Consider the following 18,176-nt stretch of genomic DNA (forward strand, 5'->3'; position numbering starts at 1 on the left):
CCAAAGAACAAAATTATTTTGAAGTGAATAAGATCTTTCCGCCTACAATTGTAAACAAAACTTTCGTATTCAGGATTTCGTCATCGCTGCATTTTAGCAAATCATTCGAAAGTATAACAATATCAGCAAGCTTTCCGACTTTAATTGATCCTTTTATGTTTTCTTCAAAAGTTGCAAATGCCCCATTGATTGTATAAGATTTTAGCGCTTCGAGTCGCGACATTTTTTGATCCCCGTAAAAAACTATTCCATCGGCATTTTTTCTTGTAACTGAAGAATAAAAACATTTAATAGGATCAACGTCTTCAACGGGTGCGTCTGTTCCGTTGCAAATAGTTGCACCGCTATTGATAAGTTTTTTCCAAACATATGCGCCTTCTTCCGCCCGCTTATTACCAATTCTCTCCGGAACGAAAGTTGCGTCCGATGTGCAATGCACGCCTTGCATTGCAGCAATAACTCCAAGTTTAGCAAAGCGTGGAATGTCTTGGGCTGATAAATGCTGTGCATGTTCGATGCACCAACGCAAACCTTTTTTGCCAGGATGTTTTTTAAATATTTCTTCGTAAATGTTCAGAACCTCGCGGTTGCCTCGATCGCCAATTGCATGAATACGCATTTGGAATCCGTTTGATATTGCCAACTCGGAAATTTCTTTCAGTTCATTCAATGGAGTTACGTTTGAACCGGAGTGATTTGGAAAATCGCTGTATGGTTCAAGCATCCACGCACCGCGCGAACCGAGAGCCCCGTCAATATATTGCTTTACGGATCTAACAGTTAAATGATTATCTCCGTATCCAATCGTAAAATAATTTTTTAGTTTCTTTTTCATATTAGCAATAGAATCACCAATCATAACATTTAACCGCACAGCAAGTTTTTTTTCGTCAACAAATTTTTTTAGAATGTCAATTACGTCGAAAGGTTCTCCTGCATCTGTACAAGATGTAATTCCTTTCTTCAAACAATCATCTGACGCAAGGCTTATTTGCTTTTCATAATTATCTAAAATCTGTTCGGGCGTACGTTTAGAAAGATATTCATCGTAATATTTTCTGATTAGGTTCTCCGCATTCTCTTCAAAGACGCCTATTGGATTACCAAGTGAATCGCGTTCGATTGTTCCGCCATTTGGATCGGGTGTGTTTCTATTTACGTTACAGATCTGCATTGACTTTTCGTTTGCAAATACCGCGTGTCCGCTTGCGTGTGTAAGCATAACCGGATTGCGCGGAGTAGCTTTACTTAATTCATTATGGACCGGGTAGCCGTTTACATTCGGCATTGGTTTCGGATTAAATTTTTCCTGATGCCAGCCGCGTCCAATAATCCACTCGCCTGGTTTAGCTGTCTCGCTGGCTTTAGCAACTATTTCTATAACCTCGTCCCAATTTTTTGCTTCTCGTAAATCTAATATCTGTTTTGAATTGCCGATACCGAGAAAGTGTGCGTGACTATCGTTAAATCCCGGCATTACAAATTTTCCTTTGAGATCAATTACATGGGTTGAATCCCCGACATATTTTTCAATTTCACTTGTTGAACCAACGGCAAAGATTTTTCCGTCTTTAACGGCAATTGCTTCTACTGTAGGATTATCATCTTCAACTGTTGCGATAATTCCATTTATCAAAACTAGGTCTGCCGGATTTTTTACCACTGTTTTCTTTCCTCCGCAACTTTGTATTAATAATAAAATTATTAACAATGCAAAGTTCTTAAATAAATATTTTGAGTTCATTCTTGACCCGTTTTACCGTTTCATTTTTGAAATTTTATGTTTGAGATTACTTTCGATTCACCAAAACTACACCGGCAATAATAATCAATCCGCTTAATAAAGTTAGCGCTGTAATCTGTTCATTTAACAGAATCCACGCTCCAAAAAAAGTTACGAACGGTTCGATATAAAGAAACGCACCAACTCTCGAAGCGCTCATTTCATTTAATGTCTGCGCCCACAAAGTATATGCTATTCCCGAACAGAAAATACCAAGGAACAATATCGAACCCCATTCGCTTAAAGATAGGCGGAGAACATCCGAAATATTTTTCTGATTAATTGTGAACGGTGCAATGATTACCGCAACAATTAAAAATAAATAAAATGTTGTTAACACGGGCGATAGAGTAAAGGTAACTTTTTTGTTTACTATCGAATAGATAGACCACGTTACCGAACTTGCAATTATTAATACGTCGCCTTTGTTTTTAATAAAATCAATTGAAGTTAAATCTCCTTTGCTTATAAGCACGATTAATCCTAAGAATGCTATAAGAATTCCGAGCGTTTGCATTGCAGAAATTTTTTCCTTGAAAAAAATAATTCCAAGTATAACCATAAAGACGGGCGTTGTGCCTATTATCCATCCGGTGTGTGATGCAGTTGTCCATTGAAGTCCCGTAACTTGAATCCACAAATGAAAGCATGCTATTCCCGCAAGAACAAAGATCCACTTTTGCTTGCGGAGATTTATAGAAAATTTTCTTTTCTGTTTAAGAAGTACCGCAGCTAAAAATAATATTCCCAATAGCTGACGAAGGAAAACAATTACCTCGGGTTTAACTTCTTTGAGTACATTCTTTGTGGCAATAAAAGATAAACCCCAAACTGTAACTGCAAAGAGTGGTTTCCAGTATTTGGTAATTGGTGATCGGTGATTTGTTGTCAGTGACCGGTTATCGGTTGTCGGCGTAACCTTGATCATGTTCTCGATCTTTCGAATGAAGCTATCTTTATCGTAGGAACAAAATTTTCATCATGCTTTTCGTTTTCATAAACCACCTTTTCGAGAAACAATCCCGATGGCGGCGCAGTAAATTGTGCCGGAGTGGGCGAATTGTGTTCAAGAAAATATTTTAAATCTTTTTCCGTGAGCTTGCCTCTGCCTATTTCAACAAGTACGCCGATCATTCTGCGGACTTGCTTCCACAGAAAATGAGAACCGATTATGCGGATCAGAATCATATCGCCGTCTTCTTTCATTTGAATTTTTTCTATCAAAACCTTTGTAGATTTTTCTTCATCGTCTTTGTCTGAGAAAGATCTGTAATCGTGCATCCCGACAAAAAGTTTTGAGGCATTGTTCATCTTTTCAAAATTCAGATCATCTTTAATCCACCAGACAAATGGTTTACCGAATGCGGTTCTTCTTCTTGAGATTTGATAAATATAGCTTCTGCTTTTTGCGTCATGCCGTGCGTGAAATTTTGGATTTATTTTTTCTACTTCTATAATATTAATATCGGAAGGAAGTTCATCGTTAAATTTCATTCGTATTATTTCGGGTGCAAGCATTGTCTTCGCTTCAAGATGAGCGACTTGGCAAAGTGCATGAACACCGGCATCTGTTCTACCCGAGCCGTAAATTTCTAAACGTTCTCCCTTGAAAATATTTTCCGCAATTTCATACAATTTACCCTGAACGGTTTTGCTCTGCTTTTGCATTTGCCAGCCGCTGTATCGCGTGCCTTCGTATTCTATATATAATTTGAATCGGGACATGATTTTGTATTCCGCTTATTTTAAGGCTGAACCTTTTTTAGATTTATATTAAACTCCGATTGGCGCAAGAAATTTGAGTTCGTTTTTCAGCATCGTTGCTTTCAGTGGAATTTTTCCGATCATTTCGCCGTCGGCCTCGATCAAGCATTCATCACCGATCGGTTCGATTATACAACTTTCTACTTCTTTGTAATACAACTCGGGATGATTTACAAATACTCCTTTGCGGATATTCGAAAGATTTTTTAAGTAGTCTATCAAACTCACATTCCCAGCAAGTGTAATTGAATATTTTCCGTCGTTAACTTTTGCGTGCGGGGCAATGCATAACCCGCTCCCGAAATATTTTCCGTTTGCCAAACACAATATCAATAAGCTGCCGCTCCAATTAAATTCTTCAGAAATTATTTTTAATTTCTTCCGTTTGTATTTCAAAAAGCCAAGCACTGTGGCTTTGAAAAAATCAAAGTTGGGCCCGTAAATCTTTTTGCCTTCATTAACGCGTTTAGCAACTTCAGCACCAAGCCCGATATCAGTTATGTTGTTAAAATATCTAACAGCGTTTTCGCCGTTCATTTTTTTGTATTCAAGCTTTCCAATATCTATCGGAATCGTTGAATTGTTTTTCAGCAGCGCGTAAAGGTCGGAAAGTTTCTTGGTTAGCTTCATTGTTCTGGCAAAATCATTACCACTTCCAAAAGGATACAATCCAATAATTAAGTTTTCTCTTTTCGATCTCTCCGCTTGCATTACACCGTTAACAACCTCGCTCATCGTTCCATCGCCGCCAGCCGCAATTAAATAATCTGTTCCGCCCGACACTGCATTCCTCGATAATTCTATTGCGTGTCCATTCCCATTTGTAACCGAAACCCAAACTAAAAATTCTTCACCGAACGCATCTTCAATTTCTTTAATGGTGCGTTCAGTATGCTTAAAACGCCCGTTGATTACAAAGTGAATTTTCTTCATATCTCTTTTTTTGTTTTTACTTTAAAAAAAATATAGAAAAAATTATTCGGCTGGTTTAATATATTAATCTGTTTGGATTTAAACCCAAAATCTTTTGAGCAGGCTAAACAAGAAATTTATCAAAAAAATTATTTGACTCTATCCTTTACTAAAATATTTTTTCATTGGAGTAAAATAAAAATCTTTCCAACCTTTTTTATAACTCGCGCTTTGCCCTTGGGGTATTTCGGAATGAATAATCGTTACTTTTGTCCCACCGTTAGTCTTTTCCAATTTAACAAGCAGATAAGAATCTAAATGATCTTTAGGAAATTCTGTTGAGCGCCATGATTGCAGAATTCTTTTGTTCGGAATCAATTCAAGATTCTTACCGGAAATATATCCGTCCCATGCTGTAAACTTTCCGCCAACTTTTGTTGATGCGGTTGCTTTACCACCGGTCATTGCACTATGTTCTTTGCTGTTCAACCATGCATCATAAATCCGCTTTTGTGTAACTGGAAATGTTGCAGAGAGTTTTATTTGATCTGACATTTCTCTTCCCTTCATTTTTATGTATTAAATATACTTTGACGTGTATAATAAGGCAATAATCTATTTAGGATTCTTGCAATATGAATCTTTATTTTTGAGTAAGCTAATTAAACAGAAATATGAACTCACTTAAAAATTTCTTTTATCCGAAATCCATCTGCGTGGTCGGCGCATCAACAAAAGAAAAAAACATTGGATATGAATTATTAAACACAATAAAAAGCTATGGCTTTAGGGGCAGCGTGTTTCCTGTAAATCCAAAAGCCGAAGAGATCCTTGGTTATAAATGTTATAAAAGAATCGAGGAGATTTCCGAAAAGATTGATTTAGCAATTGTTGTTGTACCTAAACAATTTGTAGAAACTTCGATTGATGAACTGCTTGCTAAAAATGTTAAAGCGATTGTCTTGATCACAGCGGGATTTAGGGAGATTGGCAAGGAAGGCGAAGAATTAGAAAATAGAATCGTTGAGAAAATAAAAAACTTCGGCGCACAGATGGTGGGCCCTAACTGCATGGGAATTATCAACACGTTGGAAAACATAAAACTCAATGCAACGTTTGTTGCTGAAAAACCCGAGACGGGCAATACAGGATTTTTGTCGCAGAGCGGCGCTCTCGGTGCGGCGGTGTTAAATTCCCTCCGCGAGACAGATATAAAGTTTGCTCATTTTATAAGCGTTGGTAATAAAGCCGATGTAAACGAAAATGATCTTTTGGATTTTTGGCAAAACGACAGCAACATCAAAACGCTGACATTTTATCTTGAAAGTTTTATCAATGGCGAAAATTTTATTAAGCCTTTTATAACCGGAATCATAACGAAACCCGCAATCGTTCTAAAAGCCGGAAAAACTGCAAGCGGAATGAAGGCTGCTTCTTCTCATACAGGCGCTCTAAGCAGCAAAGACAAAGTTGTAGATGCATTGATGAAACAGTTTGGGATAATTCGCGTTTCCGATCTCAACGAATTATTTAATACGGCAAAAGGATTTGAAAATTTTCCAATGCCGAAAGGAAACAGAGTTGCCGTTGTTACTAATGCCGGTGGTCCGGGAATTTTAGCGGTTGATACTCTTGAGCGAGAGAATCTTGTTTTAACAACTTTCAGCAACGAAACAAAAAAATTGCTTCGCGGCATAGTCCATCCCGAAGGAAGCGTTGAAAATCCTGTTGATCTTTTGCCTGGCGCAGATGCTTCAGTATTTAAAAGAGCGATCGGAATAATTATTGAAGATGGAAATGTTGATGCTGTTATTTCAATTTTTGTAGAACCGGTTATGGTTGCTCCTTTTGAGATTGTAGAAAATATTAATTCTATTCAATCTAAGAAACCAATACTTCAGGTTGTTATGCCTCTGCCGGAATTTTGGAACAAGTACCGCAAAGAATCCTCCAGCAAATGTCCTTTATTCAAAAATCCGGAAGATCCGCCGAAAGTTCTATCGAACATGTTGTTCTATTCTTCTTCACAAAAAAAAATATTGGAAAACAAGAAGAAATATGAATCTCTTTTACGTTTGAAGCCGAAGAAGAACTCCTGCGCAAGCGGATTCTTGCCTCAAAATGAAATAACAAAATTATGTGAGAAATATTCTTTACCGTTAATAAAAAGCAGGCTGATTAAACCGTTAGAACTAAATAGCATCGGCAATAATTTTTTCCCACTTGTATTGAAAGGCATCAATTCAAAAGTAATTCACAAAACGGAGTTGAGTGCGGTAAAATTGAACATAAAAAACAGAATAGAGCTTCGTAAAGCGGCAAAAGAAATTAAAGAAAGTTTCTCCAAGTCCGGTTATGATATTGAAAATTTTCTTGTTCAAGGGTTTGTAAAAACTAAACATGAAATTCTAATCGGCGGTTTTCGAGATGCGTCGTTCGGTCCGGTAATAATGTTCGGGGCGGGCGGTAAGTATGTAGAAATAATTAGCGATACCGCTATTAGATCCGCTTATTTATGTGATAGAGACATAAACCATATGATCAACGAAACTGTGATTGGGAAAATATTAAGGGGAATCCGCGGAGAGGAACCGTGTGATATGATCGAGCTGAAACGAATTATTTTATCTTGCGCTAGAATGATGATTGAAAACAAGACTATCGTTGAGTTTGATTTGAATCCGTTGATAGTTGGAGAAGACAATAAATATTATGGAGTTGATGTCCGCGTTTGCGTTGAGTGATGCTATTAAATAGATTGTAAATAGTTTATTGATTGGTTACCTTTCTCACGAGAAAAATTTAGGGGTGCTTTATGAAAAAGTTTTACTTCTCCGTCATTCTTCTTTTCGTTTTAATATCCAACTCGCAAGCTCAGTGGCAAAAACTATCAGTTCCTTTCTCATATAATCAAGGTATTGCGGTGGATGCTCTTGGAAATAATTTCGCTGTTATCTTGCCCCAATCTAATAGAATTCTTATAACAACAGATACCGGAGTAACGTGGGCTCAGAAAATTTTACCTGCAGATAGAGCCATAGATATTTCTATAGTTAATACTAATGTTTTTTATGTTGCCTTTGACAATGGTTCATTTTATAAAACTATTGACGGGGGAAATACGTGGACGGTTATTTTCTCAAATCCCAGTTTATGCTCATTTGGTAATTATATCGAAATGTTTAGCGATACGAAAGGAATTGCTATGGGGGATGGACCAGGTCCTTCGTTCACACAACCAGTATTTCTTAAAACTACTAACGGGAATGATTGGCAACAAACATGTACTCAGGCTGTTGGCAGCTCGGGCGACATGTGGCGCAGAATGGATTTTGTTGACGAGAACGTTGGTTACTTTTTTCAATCCGGCATCAATCCTCAGAATATTTTGAAAACCACCAACGGCGGTTCTACGTGGACCACTCTAAATAATTATTCAGGTTATGTCCAGGTACTAAAATTTTATGATGCGAATTATGGTTTAGTATATGATGGCGATAATTTTTATAAAACTACCGATGGGGGATCTTCTTGGCAATTAAGTTCTACGATTAGTCCTGCCGGATGGGGTGTTGATATAGAATTTTTACCGGGCGACAAAAACAAAATTTGGTTCACTAATATAACTAACATTTATTACAGTGGCGACGGTGGTGCAACGTGGTTATTGCAAACCCCGCCTGCTGGAGTTGGAGGCAGGTTTAAAGATATAGTTTTCACCAGCGATAATGTGGGATGGATCTTCGGCGATAACGGAAATTTATTTTATACCAATAACAATGGGGGTTTATTAACCTCCATAGAGAGCAACAATGTTTTACCAAATAAATTTGAATTATTCCAAAACTATCCCAATCCATTTAATCCCACCACAGTTATAGGCTGGCAAATTACGGTTAGCGGCCACGTAACGTTGAAAGTTTATGATTTATTGGGAAGAGAGGTAACAACACTTGTAAATGAATTTCAACAACCCGGAAGTCATAATTCAACATTTAACATTAATAATTACTCTCTGTCAAGCGGAACTTATTTCTACAGACTTACGACAGGAGATTTTTCCTCTACACAAAAAATGGTTCTGCTTAAATAATTTTACGGTCGGCGCCTAAAATCAAAAAGGATTTCTTTCCCTACACTTCTTATCTTTACGAAGATCATTTACCCTTTTGTAAAGAACTATGAAAATTGCATTCGCTTCAAGCGAAGTTTTTCCATACGTAAAAACCGGAGGACTCGGCGATGTAGCCGGTTCTCTTCCGATCGAGCTTTCAAAACTCGGCCATGAAGTAAAAGTCTTTCTTCCAAAGTATAATGTGTTTGGGGAAGAAGAACATGGTTTGCATTATCAATGGGATCTCGGAGAAATTCCAATCCGCATAGCTGGATTGGTTCACTCCGTTCATGTTCACGCTTCTACTCTTCCAAACTCTAGTGTACAAGTATATTTTGTTGATTGTCCTCACTACTTCCACCGTTTCCGCGTTTACACAAACGATCTTGACGAAGACGAAAGATTTCTTTTTTACTCAAAAGGAATTATAGAAATACTTCAGCGGCTTGCCTGGGCGCCGGATGTTATTCACTGCAACGACTGGCAAACGGGAGTTCTTCCGCTTCTTTTAAGAGAAAACTATGGTTGGGATAAATTGTTCGAAAAAACCACAACGGTTTTTTCGATTCACAATATTGCATATCAAGGAAAATTTTCTAAATCCGCTTTCGAAAAAGCTGAGATTAAACAGGAACATTATCTGCCCGGCGGAATTGGTGAATATTATGGCGGTGTTAATTTTTTAAAGACAGGAATACTAACTGCCGATATCATCAATACCGTAAGTGAAACTTACGCACGCGAACTTTTAACCGCTGAATATGGCGCAGGCATGCAAAAGTTTTTGGAAATCAGAAAGAAAGATTTTTCCGGAATCCTAAACGGCATTGATTATAATGTTTGGAACCCGGAAACCGATAAATTTATTCCATATAAATATTCTGTAAAAGATTTATCCGGCAAGATTAAAAATAAAAAGTTTTTGCTTGAGCATCTTGGTCTTCCGTTCAACGAAAATATTCCGCTTGTTGGAATTGTTTCCAGACTTGTTGATCAAAAAGGATTTGATCTGTTTTCTTACGGATTAAACCGCTTGATGGACTTGCCTGTTCAATGGGTAATGCTTGGAAGCGGCGAGTATAGATATGAAGCTATGTTCAGTGAAATTGCTCGCAAGTTTCCAGAGAAAGTTTCTTCGTATCTTGGTTTTAATAATGAGCTTTCTCACTTAATCGAAGCCGGTGCGGATATTTTTACTATGCCCTCACATTTTGAGCCGTGCGGGTTAAATCAAATTTATTCTCTTCGATATGGAACCGTTCCCGTCGCAAGGAAAACCGGTGGCCTTGCGGACACGGTTCAAGATTGGAAAGATTCTATTTTGCATGGTGATGAAACGGGAAATGGATTTTTGTTTGAAGAATATACTTCGGAATCATTTGTCCGCGCTCTTCAAAATGCTATTTATGAATTCCACAACAAAGAGGCCTGGCGGAAGATACAGATCAACGGAATGAATAAAGATTTATCCTGGGCAAAATCAGCTGGTAAATATGTTTCGCTTTATGAAAAAGCTGTCTCAAAAATTAAAAAAATAAAATAAATTAGTTGTTACAGATTTTTAACTTAGAATAATATCTCCAACAATATAATTATCAAGTAATGAAATTATCACAGCAGCTTCTTTTTTTCGGAATCGTTTTTTCTATTTACGGATTAATAAATTTTTACATTATCCGTCGTGCACTTTTAGTCGTTCCGGAATCTTACAAATCTTTATTCATAATCACATCGGTAATAATTATTCTTTCTTTTATTGCCGGAAGATTTTTAGAGCGCATCTCTATAAATTTTTTCAGCGATACATTGGTCTGGATCGGTTCATTCTGGATTGCGCTTATGTTTTATTTTTTTCTGGTTTTTGTCGTTATTGACTTACTGAGGTTAATAAATTTGATTATTCCTTTCTTTCCGGCTTTTATTACACACAATATCGAAAAGACCAGACGCATAACCGCGCTTATTGTTCTAATCTTAGTTACTGTAACCGTTGTTGGCGGATACATCAACACAAAAGTTATTATAACAAAGACTTATAAGATGAAAATCTATAAATATGCAGGGGAACTAAAATCTCTAAACATTGCAATGGCTTCCGATATTCATCTTGGAACAATCAACGGTAAATCATTTCTAAATAAACTTGTAACCGAAATCAATAAATTAAATCCGGATATTATTCTGCTTGCGGGCGATATCATTGATGAAGACTTAGCTGCTGTAATAAAAAATAACGTGGGAGAAGAATTGACCCGTCTTAAGTCTAAGTACGGTGTTTATGCAATTACAGGAAATCACGAGTATATCGGCGGCGTAGAAGAGGCATACAGATATTTAATTGCCCACGGTGTAAATGTGTTAAGAGATGACAAAATAAAAATTGATAATGCTTTCTATGTTGTTGGAAGAGAGGATCGCTCTATAAGACAATTTGCGGGAAAACAAAGAAAAGAATTAAAAGATTTGTTGACCGGCGTTGATAAATCTTTTCCGGTTATTTTGATGGACCACCAGCCATTTGGATTAAACGAAGCGCTCGAAAACGAAATTGATTTACAGCTTTCAGGTCACACACACTACGGGCAGCTTTGGCCGCTCAATTTTATAATTGAAAAAATTTATGAGTTGAGTTGGGGTTACGGCCTCAACGGGAATACTCATTACTATGTCTCATGCGGCGTTGGCGGTTGGGGTCCTCCCGTTCGAACTGGAAGCCGTCCAGAAATTATAAACTTCAAAATAAATTTTGCCGGTCCTAGAAAATAATCCGCGTAATTTTTTTATTTCAATAAAATCATTTTCTTCGTTTGTATGTTGCCGCCTGTACTTAATTGATAGAAATAAACGCCGCTTGGCAATTGAAAATTGCGAATTGAGAATTGCGAATTATAAATTCCTGGTTGTTTGTAATCATCAACTAAGGTCGCTACTTCTCTTCCCAGTAGATCGTAAACTTTCAAAGTTACGTGAGCACCAACTGCAATTTGCCAACTGATAACTGTGTTGGGGTTGAATGGATTCGGATAGTTCTGAAATAATTCAAAACCAGTTGGTAATTTTTGATGGTCTCCTTCGAGCGCACTAATAATATATTCAGCTCGGCTCTGTTTAATTGCATTTCTTAATTCACTAAGAGTTGCCCCTGCTGCTATTGCAAATCCAACTTTTAAAGTGTCGTGTGCCCGAATAATAAAATCGCCGCCTGAAATCACGAAAGAAATATCTGTTGGACCAATTTTATTATTTACAATCCCGCTAGAAAGTGTTATCCACTTTTCGGCATCGCTAAATCCGTTAACGTCTGTTAATATTACACTACCGGATATTGCGTTATTGTCGATCGGATAATATCCGTATTTGTTAGATGAAACAAGCGCTGCGCCGACAATTGTGCTCACAAGGGTTTTGTTCGTACAAAAAGCATATCCAAAATTATCTTGAAAATCATAAGCGGTTGAATCTATAGTTGGAATATCTGCCGGTATATCCCAATCAAAAAAATATCCCGCATACAGATTGCTAATGTTTTGCGAAGTTGTGTTTATCATTTCGGCTATCAACAAAACAAAATTATCATTGGGCACATTTGCATAAGTATATGCGTGGAATTTAGTTTCTATGCCAAGTTTGTTTGCAACGGCACCGTCGTCATTAAAAACTGTAACTGAATGTTGTGTGGTTCCATCATTCAGAATCATTTTAACTGGAGTTACAGTTAGGAAATCCGTGTCTTGATTTTGTAAAACTCTCGCAACATCCATAACTTTGTTCGAATCAGTTCCATACATAAAAGCGCCTTCATATAAAAGGTTATCGCCGCCGTTATATTTAAATCCTGATCCTTCTAGATTATTAGGAAAATCATTAAATCCGAGCGCGCCTTTACTTGTAATGCTCATCGTTATTTTACCAACATTGTGTGTGTCGTATGTTGGATTGATTCGCGCACTTATCCATTGAAAATCAATTTCAGTTTCATTAATAAAATATTTTAAAAGTAAATGGAGATCGTGGTTGAGCGGTGCGTTAGAGTGTATGCTAAATTTAAATTTATTTGATGAATTCTTTACCGAATCCACCGGTATCCCTATTAGCCCCGTATCGAAATTGTATTCCAGTAGATCAATCGAGCTATCGTTATCAATGTTAACTAACTGCACATTAACATTTGAGACTGTCTTCAAATAATTCTTAAAAGTAATTTCAATAGAAACATTTTCGCCCGATTCCAATATGCCGTTACCGTTTCCTTCGTCTATAAATTTAATATTAGTTGCGCGAATAGATGTTGCGTTCGTGTCAGTTACGGCTCTAAATGCATTTACTCTTCCTCTGCCCAAAAGATATTTTAAATTCGCGTTATTCGATTGTTCAATGTTGTCTGAAGTTACCCGTATCTGTTCTGCAACTTGAAGTGCTGTATAATTCCGGTGTATTGAAAATACCAGTCCGGCCAATCCTGCAACAAGTGGGGAAGACATTGATGATCCGCTAATTCTAAAATAGAGTGAGTCTGTGGGGAGTTTATGGGCCCACGTTGATAAGATAGATGTCCCCGGGGCAAATACGTCCACCGTTCTTCCATAATTTGCGGCAAAAGAAATTACATCGCTGTCTGTTTCCGACCAGCCAACGCTTAAAACTCCATTAAAGCTGGCGGGATAAAAATCCGTTAGCTCTCCGTCGTTTCCTGCTGCTGCAACAACCAAAGCTCCTTTCGATATTGCATAATTAATTACTTCTTGGCCAAGATTTGAATAATCAAATCCTCCCCAGCTGCAATTAATAACCCGCGCTTTATTGTCTGCCGCATATTTTATTCCTTCATAACCGTAATAAATGTACGGGTAACCATTTGCGTCTCGCATATCCCCGCGCGATGCTTTGACCGGAATGAAAGAACAATTGAACCCGATCGAAGCAATTCCTTTTTGATTATTTGTTACCGCACAAGCAATTCCTGCAACGTGTGTTCCATGATATCTGTTCTGTGAAGAAACATCCTCGCTCGGATCGTTGTCCGGTATTCCATTGCTGCCGCCTAAATCATAACCCACAAAGCGGCCGTTGTCATACCAAACGTTTGCCAGAAGATCGGGATGAGTCCAATCAACTCCCGTATCAACTATTCCGATTACAACAGTTGTATCACCTTTCGTAATATCCCACGCCTCTTTTGCATGAATGCGTTCTAAATTTTTCTGCTGATTTAGAACAAAGAGTGAATCGTTCGGTGAATATGCAATCGTTTGAATATACTTTGGTTCAGCCCATTCAACATTGCTTTGTTTTGAAATTTTTGCCGCCAACTCGACCGGACTTTCGGGCGAATCATATTTTAAAAGGTAAATGCGGCTTAATGATTCTTCCCCTTTGTTCAATTTTGATTGAGGCGGGAAAAGCTGTGTGAAATTCTGAACTGAAAAATTTTGTGTTGATTTATTTAACGTTTGTGGAGACACAGAAAAGTTCTTCTTAAACTTTACGACAAGTGTGTTCGAGATATAAAACGATTTCCCTTTTTGTATTACGTTCTGTCCGGCGCTAACTGAAATTCCGAAAAGAATTAATAACGTTATATAAAAAAATATTTTTCTCATGTCTTTGGCTTTAAGAATTTACTTAGACAAGTTTATGAATTCGGTGTGTAACTAACAATGATTCTTGTCAACGCTTTTTAATCCTCCCCATAAGCGGGGAGGATTAAACTGATTGGTTAAAATTTATTTTTTCTTTACTTCGTAAACGTTATTCTTTTCGTTTGCATCGGGAACTAATTTTGAATTAATCTCAACCTTTTTAATCTCTTTCGTTGTATTAACGCTTACGGTAATTTCTTTCTTTCCGTCTCTCCACATAGAAGCACTATTATGAATTTCTTCGGCAGAATCATCTATATAAGTTATTTTTAAATCAATGGGAACGGGAACATTTCCAATTTTTTCAATTACTATTTCTGTTTTCCCTTTTTTTGAACTTACACTTTTAATACCGAGATCCGGATAATCCCTTTCGAAATACCATGGATTCCAGAACCAGCTTAAGTCTTCTTTTGTAACATCGTTGAATGTAAAAAAGTAATCCCAGGGTATCGGGTGTTTTCCGTTCCATCTATTAATATATTCATGCAATCCTTTCTTAAACAATTCATCGCCCAAAATATCTTTAAGAACATAATATGAGATAGACGCTTTTGGATATGAATTAAACGAAAGCATTGGTCCGCGCGTTGCAATTGAGGGAAGTATCATCGGTGTATCATATTCGTTGCCCATTACTCTGCTAACATAAAGTACATTCCCCGTAAATTCGTCCGCATCTTTAACAAGGCTGCCTAACAATGCTGAAGTAAAAAAAGTTGCCCAGCCTTCATCCATCCAGGCATACTTGCGTTCATTAATTCCCATATAAAACGGAAAATATGTGTGAGCAATTTCGTGAAGCGTAACCCCGGCTTGACCTGCTGCTGTATAGCCCATGCCGTTGTTTGTCATCATTGGAATTTCCATTCCGCCGCCACCCATTGTTTCTCCGTTGAACGTAGTGATCTTCGGATATGGAAACGGAACACCCGGCCAAACTTTAGAAAGATTTTCTACCGAAAGTTTTGCATAGTAAGCTACTTCGTCCCACCCTTTGGATTTGACCGGATAAACTGCGTCGGTAAAAACTTTTCTGCCATTTGCATCAATCTCTGCGCCGATTCCATCCCAGATGTATCCGCTGCTTGTTGCAAAAGAAATATCCGGAACCCCTTCTGCTTTAAATTTCCAGACATTTTTTTCTTTGTCTGCTGTAGCACCGTTTTTCAAATCTTCTTCCCGCACGATTCTAATAATGCCGTCTGATTCTTGTGCTTCTTTATAACGGGAATAAATTTCGGGTTTTACTACTTCCTGCAGATTCTGATATGTTCCTGTTGCCCAGACTAGAAAATTTCGTGGTACTGTGATATCAAAATCAAAATTATTTTTGTCGTTGTAGAATTCTACTGCTCCCCCATATTCGATCATGTCCCATCCATCAATGTCATCATAAACGGCTACTTGAGGATACCAATACGCAACATAAAGGGTTGAGTCGTTGTAAGCACCCATTCTTATGCGCGTTTCTTTAGGAATTATGACCGACCACTTAACATCAATAGTTGTAATTGATTTCGGAGGAATTGGTTTTTCTAAATTTCTTATACTCATGTTTGTTGCGCTTCTGGAAAGACCTCCTCTTCCTTTTGTACTAATTCCAACTCCGTTGATCATAAATGTATCAATCACTACTCCATCTGTTTCATCTGACGGATTAATTTGAAAATCTCGACTGTTCCCTTTCTTCATAACGTCCTGATACAAACGAAAAACTATCCTGCTTAGTGAATCCGGACTATCGTTATAATATTTAATTTGTTCGGTTCCTTTTACAATTCGCTCTTTAGGAAATACTTCTGCTTGGATTTTATAGTCGGCGTGATTTATCCAATAATTCGGTCCAGGTTTCCCGTCGTAAGACCGCATTCCCTTTTCGTATGCTTTAACAATATTGCGTGGAATGTAGATGGAAGAATTTTGTGCTTGTGTTATGGTGGTTAATAAAATTATTACAAAGAATATTTTTGATGTGTGTGTTAACAAATTTTTCATGGTTCCTCTAATCTGTTTCGTATTTAGATGTCTCTCGTGGTGATAATGTTTCTTTTATTGTTATTTTAATTCAACGGTATTATCCTTCAAATTAACGTCCGGTATTTGACTGCTGCCGAGCTCGACTTTTATCACTTTCTTCTTTGAAGAAATGAAGGTCGTAATTCCAATATTTTCGTCTTTCCATTCGCTTGCTGTTTTATCATAAACAAACGCATCTGTTCCGTCATCGTAATAAAATTTTATTTTAATCGGAACAGGTAATCCACCCTTGTTAGAAACGTTTACGCTTACACCGCCTTCAATATTTTTAGCTGTTAGAGATAGATCGGGATATTTGTTTTCAAAAAACCATGGTTTTAAATACCAGTCTAAATTTTGTCCTGCCGTTTCATTAAATGTAAAAAAGAAATCAAAGGGGATCGGATGTTTGCTGTTCCAACGATTCATGTATTCATGCAAACATTTTTTGAAAAGATCGTCGCCAAGCAACTGACGTAAAAATTCATATGCTGCGCCGGGTCTTCGGTATGAAGCGGTTCTGTAAGAAGCGCCTCTCAATTCGTAAGACAAAACCATTGGCGGTATGTCCTGTTCGTTACCGGCAAAATTATTATAGCCTAATGCATTTCTTGTTCTCGGATCGTATCCTGGTGCGTTTGCAGTTTGAAAATCAAACGGAAGCATTGTTGCCCAGCCTTCATCCATCCACGCGTACTTGCGCTCGTTGATTCCCATAAAAAACGGAAAGTATGTGTGAGATATTTCGTGCGAGGTTAGATGAACAGTGCCTTGGAGTTCAGGCTCGGATGAATCGTTCACCATCATCGGGTATTCCATTCCTCCTTCTCCGTTGAACACTGTCATTTCGGGATATGGATATGGCCGCCCCGGAATTTGTGTTGAAAAACTTTCGATCGCTTTGCGTGCAAGTTCTGCTACATTATAAAAATCTTTTGATGATTTATTATAAGCCGCATCTACAAATGAAGCCCTTCCTTCTTTTTTATCTACAACCACGCTGGAGCCGTCCCACAAATAATGATCGCTTGTGGCAAAAGCAAAATCCATTACATTCTCCGCTCTGAATTTATACGTGAGCTTTTCTTCGTCAGCCGTTATTAATCCTTTTTGATAATCTTTCTCTTCAACTATTTTCACAACTTCTGGGGAGTTATATGCTTTTTTATATTTCTCATAAACCTCTGACGATAAAACTTCTTTCGGATTTAGCAGAACGCCTGTTGCCCAGACTAAAAAGTTTTTCGGAATGGTTAACTTAACATCGTAATTAGAGAAATCGTTATAAGTTTCTGTTTGTCCCGTGTAATTTATAACATCCCAGCCGTCTATATCATCATACACTGCAACTTGCGGAAACCAATATGCCACGAAGAAAGTTGTGCTGTCGTATGCGCCCATTCTAATTTGTGATGTGTTCGGAATGATAAAATTCCAGTCGCATTTTATTTCCGCTTTTGATTTTGGAACAATTGGTTTTTCTAATGTTAGAAATAGATTCGTTCCTTCTCTTCGCAACTTCGGACTCGTCCCATCGGTTTTGTATTCTTTGCCGTCAACAAAGATTCCATTTGACTTCATTCCGTCTGTTAATGCTTTGCTGTCTATTTCAAAATCCAGCATGTTTCCTTTTCGGTAAATATCCATTAAGATTTTAATTACGATCTGTTTCAAAGTATCGGGACTATTATTATAGTAAGTAATCTCTTCCGTTCCGGTTAGAATTCTTGTTTTGGGTTCCAGCTCGGCTTTGATTTTATAATCAGCGCTGTTCTGCCAATAATTTGGTCCGGGATTCCCTTCTTGCGTGCGCGTGCCTTTATCAATTGCTTTTTGAATGTTTCGCGGAATCGTTAAAGAAGATTTCTGAGCAAACGAAATTGCAGTTAAAAGAAAAATTACCGAAATAAGAATTTTTCTGTTCATCGTTGTCCCTTTAATAATT

The 18,176-nt window shown here is 37.6% G+C and carries 12 protein-coding genes; 4 read left to right on the forward strand and 8 right to left on the reverse strand.

Annotation, left to right across the window (positions count from 1 at the left end; genetic code table 11):
- Window positions 1–13: 13 nt before the first annotated feature.
- The 5 genes from NTZ27_10090 to NTZ27_10110 all read right to left on the reverse strand — a co-directional run bounded on the left by NTZ27_10090 (window position 14) and on the right by NTZ27_10110 (window position 5,014).
- A complete protein-coding gene (locus tag NTZ27_10090; protein ID MCX6175090.1) occupies window positions 14–1,744 on the reverse strand; it encodes an amidohydrolase in 1,731 nt (576 codons plus the stop codon).
- Window positions 1,745–1,790: 46 nt separating this feature from the next.
- Window positions 1,791–2,711 carry a DMT family transporter gene (locus NTZ27_10095; protein ID MCX6175091.1) on the reverse strand — a complete coding sequence of 307 codons (921 nt, stop codon included), beginning with the start codon at window positions 2,709–2,711 and terminating at the stop codon, window positions 1,791–1,793.
- Window positions 2,708–3,508 carry a tRNA pseudouridine(38-40) synthase TruA gene (gene truA, locus NTZ27_10100; GenBank protein MCX6175092.1) on the reverse strand — a complete coding sequence of 267 codons (801 nt, stop codon included), beginning with the start codon at window positions 3,506–3,508 and terminating at the stop codon, window positions 2,708–2,710. Before truA ends, NTZ27_10095 begins: the two co-directional genes overlap by 4 nt.
- A gap of 48 nt (window positions 3,509–3,556) precedes the next feature.
- Entirely contained in the window at window positions 3,557–4,480 is a 924-nt protein-coding gene (locus NTZ27_10105; GenBank protein MCX6175093.1) for a diacylglycerol kinase family lipid kinase, read from the reverse strand.
- A gap of 138 nt (window positions 4,481–4,618) precedes the next feature.
- On the reverse strand, window positions 4,619–5,014 hold the full coding sequence (locus NTZ27_10110; GenBank protein ID MCX6175094.1) for an SRPBCC domain-containing protein: 396 nt from the start codon (window positions 5,012–5,014) through the stop codon (window positions 4,619–4,621).
- 119 nt (window positions 5,015–5,133) lie between these two features.
- Here NTZ27_10110 and NTZ27_10115 point away from each other — a divergent pair, with 119 nt between their 5' ends.
- From NTZ27_10115 to NTZ27_10130, 4 genes are all read left to right on the forward strand, one after another.
- Complete coding sequence (locus tag NTZ27_10115; GenBank protein ID MCX6175095.1) at window positions 5,134–7,203, forward strand: acetate--CoA ligase family protein; 2,070 nt, start codon at window positions 5,134–5,136, stop codon at window positions 7,201–7,203.
- 71 nt (window positions 7,204–7,274) lie between these two features.
- Window positions 7,275–8,552: a YCF48-related protein gene (locus tag NTZ27_10120; GenBank protein ID MCX6175096.1), complete on the forward strand. Its 1,278-nt coding sequence runs from the start codon at window positions 7,275–7,277 to the stop codon at window positions 8,550–8,552.
- A gap of 88 nt (window positions 8,553–8,640) precedes the next feature.
- Window positions 8,641–10,116 carry a glycogen/starch synthase gene (locus tag NTZ27_10125; protein ID MCX6175097.1) on the forward strand — a complete coding sequence of 492 codons (1,476 nt, stop codon included), beginning with the start codon at window positions 8,641–8,643 and terminating at the stop codon, window positions 10,114–10,116.
- A gap of 59 nt (window positions 10,117–10,175) precedes the next feature.
- A complete protein-coding gene (locus NTZ27_10130) occupies window positions 10,176–11,339 on the forward strand; it encodes a metallophosphoesterase (protein MCX6175098.1) in 1,164 nt (387 codons plus the stop codon).
- Between the two features lie 14 nt (window positions 11,340–11,353).
- Here the strand turns inward: NTZ27_10130 and NTZ27_10135 are convergent, their stop codons facing one another.
- From NTZ27_10135 to NTZ27_10145, 3 genes are all read right to left on the reverse strand, one after another.
- The gene (locus NTZ27_10135) at window positions 11,354–14,173 is read right to left on the reverse strand and encodes a S8 family peptidase (protein MCX6175099.1); all 2,820 of its coding nucleotides are present in this window, start codon (window positions 14,171–14,173) and stop codon (window positions 11,354–11,356) included.
- Between the two features lie 123 nt (window positions 14,174–14,296).
- Window positions 14,297–16,210, reverse strand: coding sequence for a M1 family metallopeptidase (locus tag NTZ27_10140; GenBank protein ID MCX6175100.1), 1,914 nt, complete (start codon window positions 16,208–16,210; stop codon window positions 14,297–14,299).
- Window positions 16,211–16,270: 60 nt separating this feature from the next.
- A complete protein-coding gene (locus tag NTZ27_10145) occupies window positions 16,271–18,157 on the reverse strand; it encodes a M1 family metallopeptidase (protein ID MCX6175101.1) in 1,887 nt (628 codons plus the stop codon).
- Between the last annotated feature and the right edge of the window lie 19 nt (window positions 18,158–18,176).

The sequence above is a fragment of the Ignavibacteriales bacterium genome (assembly GCA_026390775.1).
Taxonomy (GTDB): Bacteria; Bacteroidota; Ignavibacteria; order Ignavibacteriales; family Melioribacteraceae; genus Fen-1258.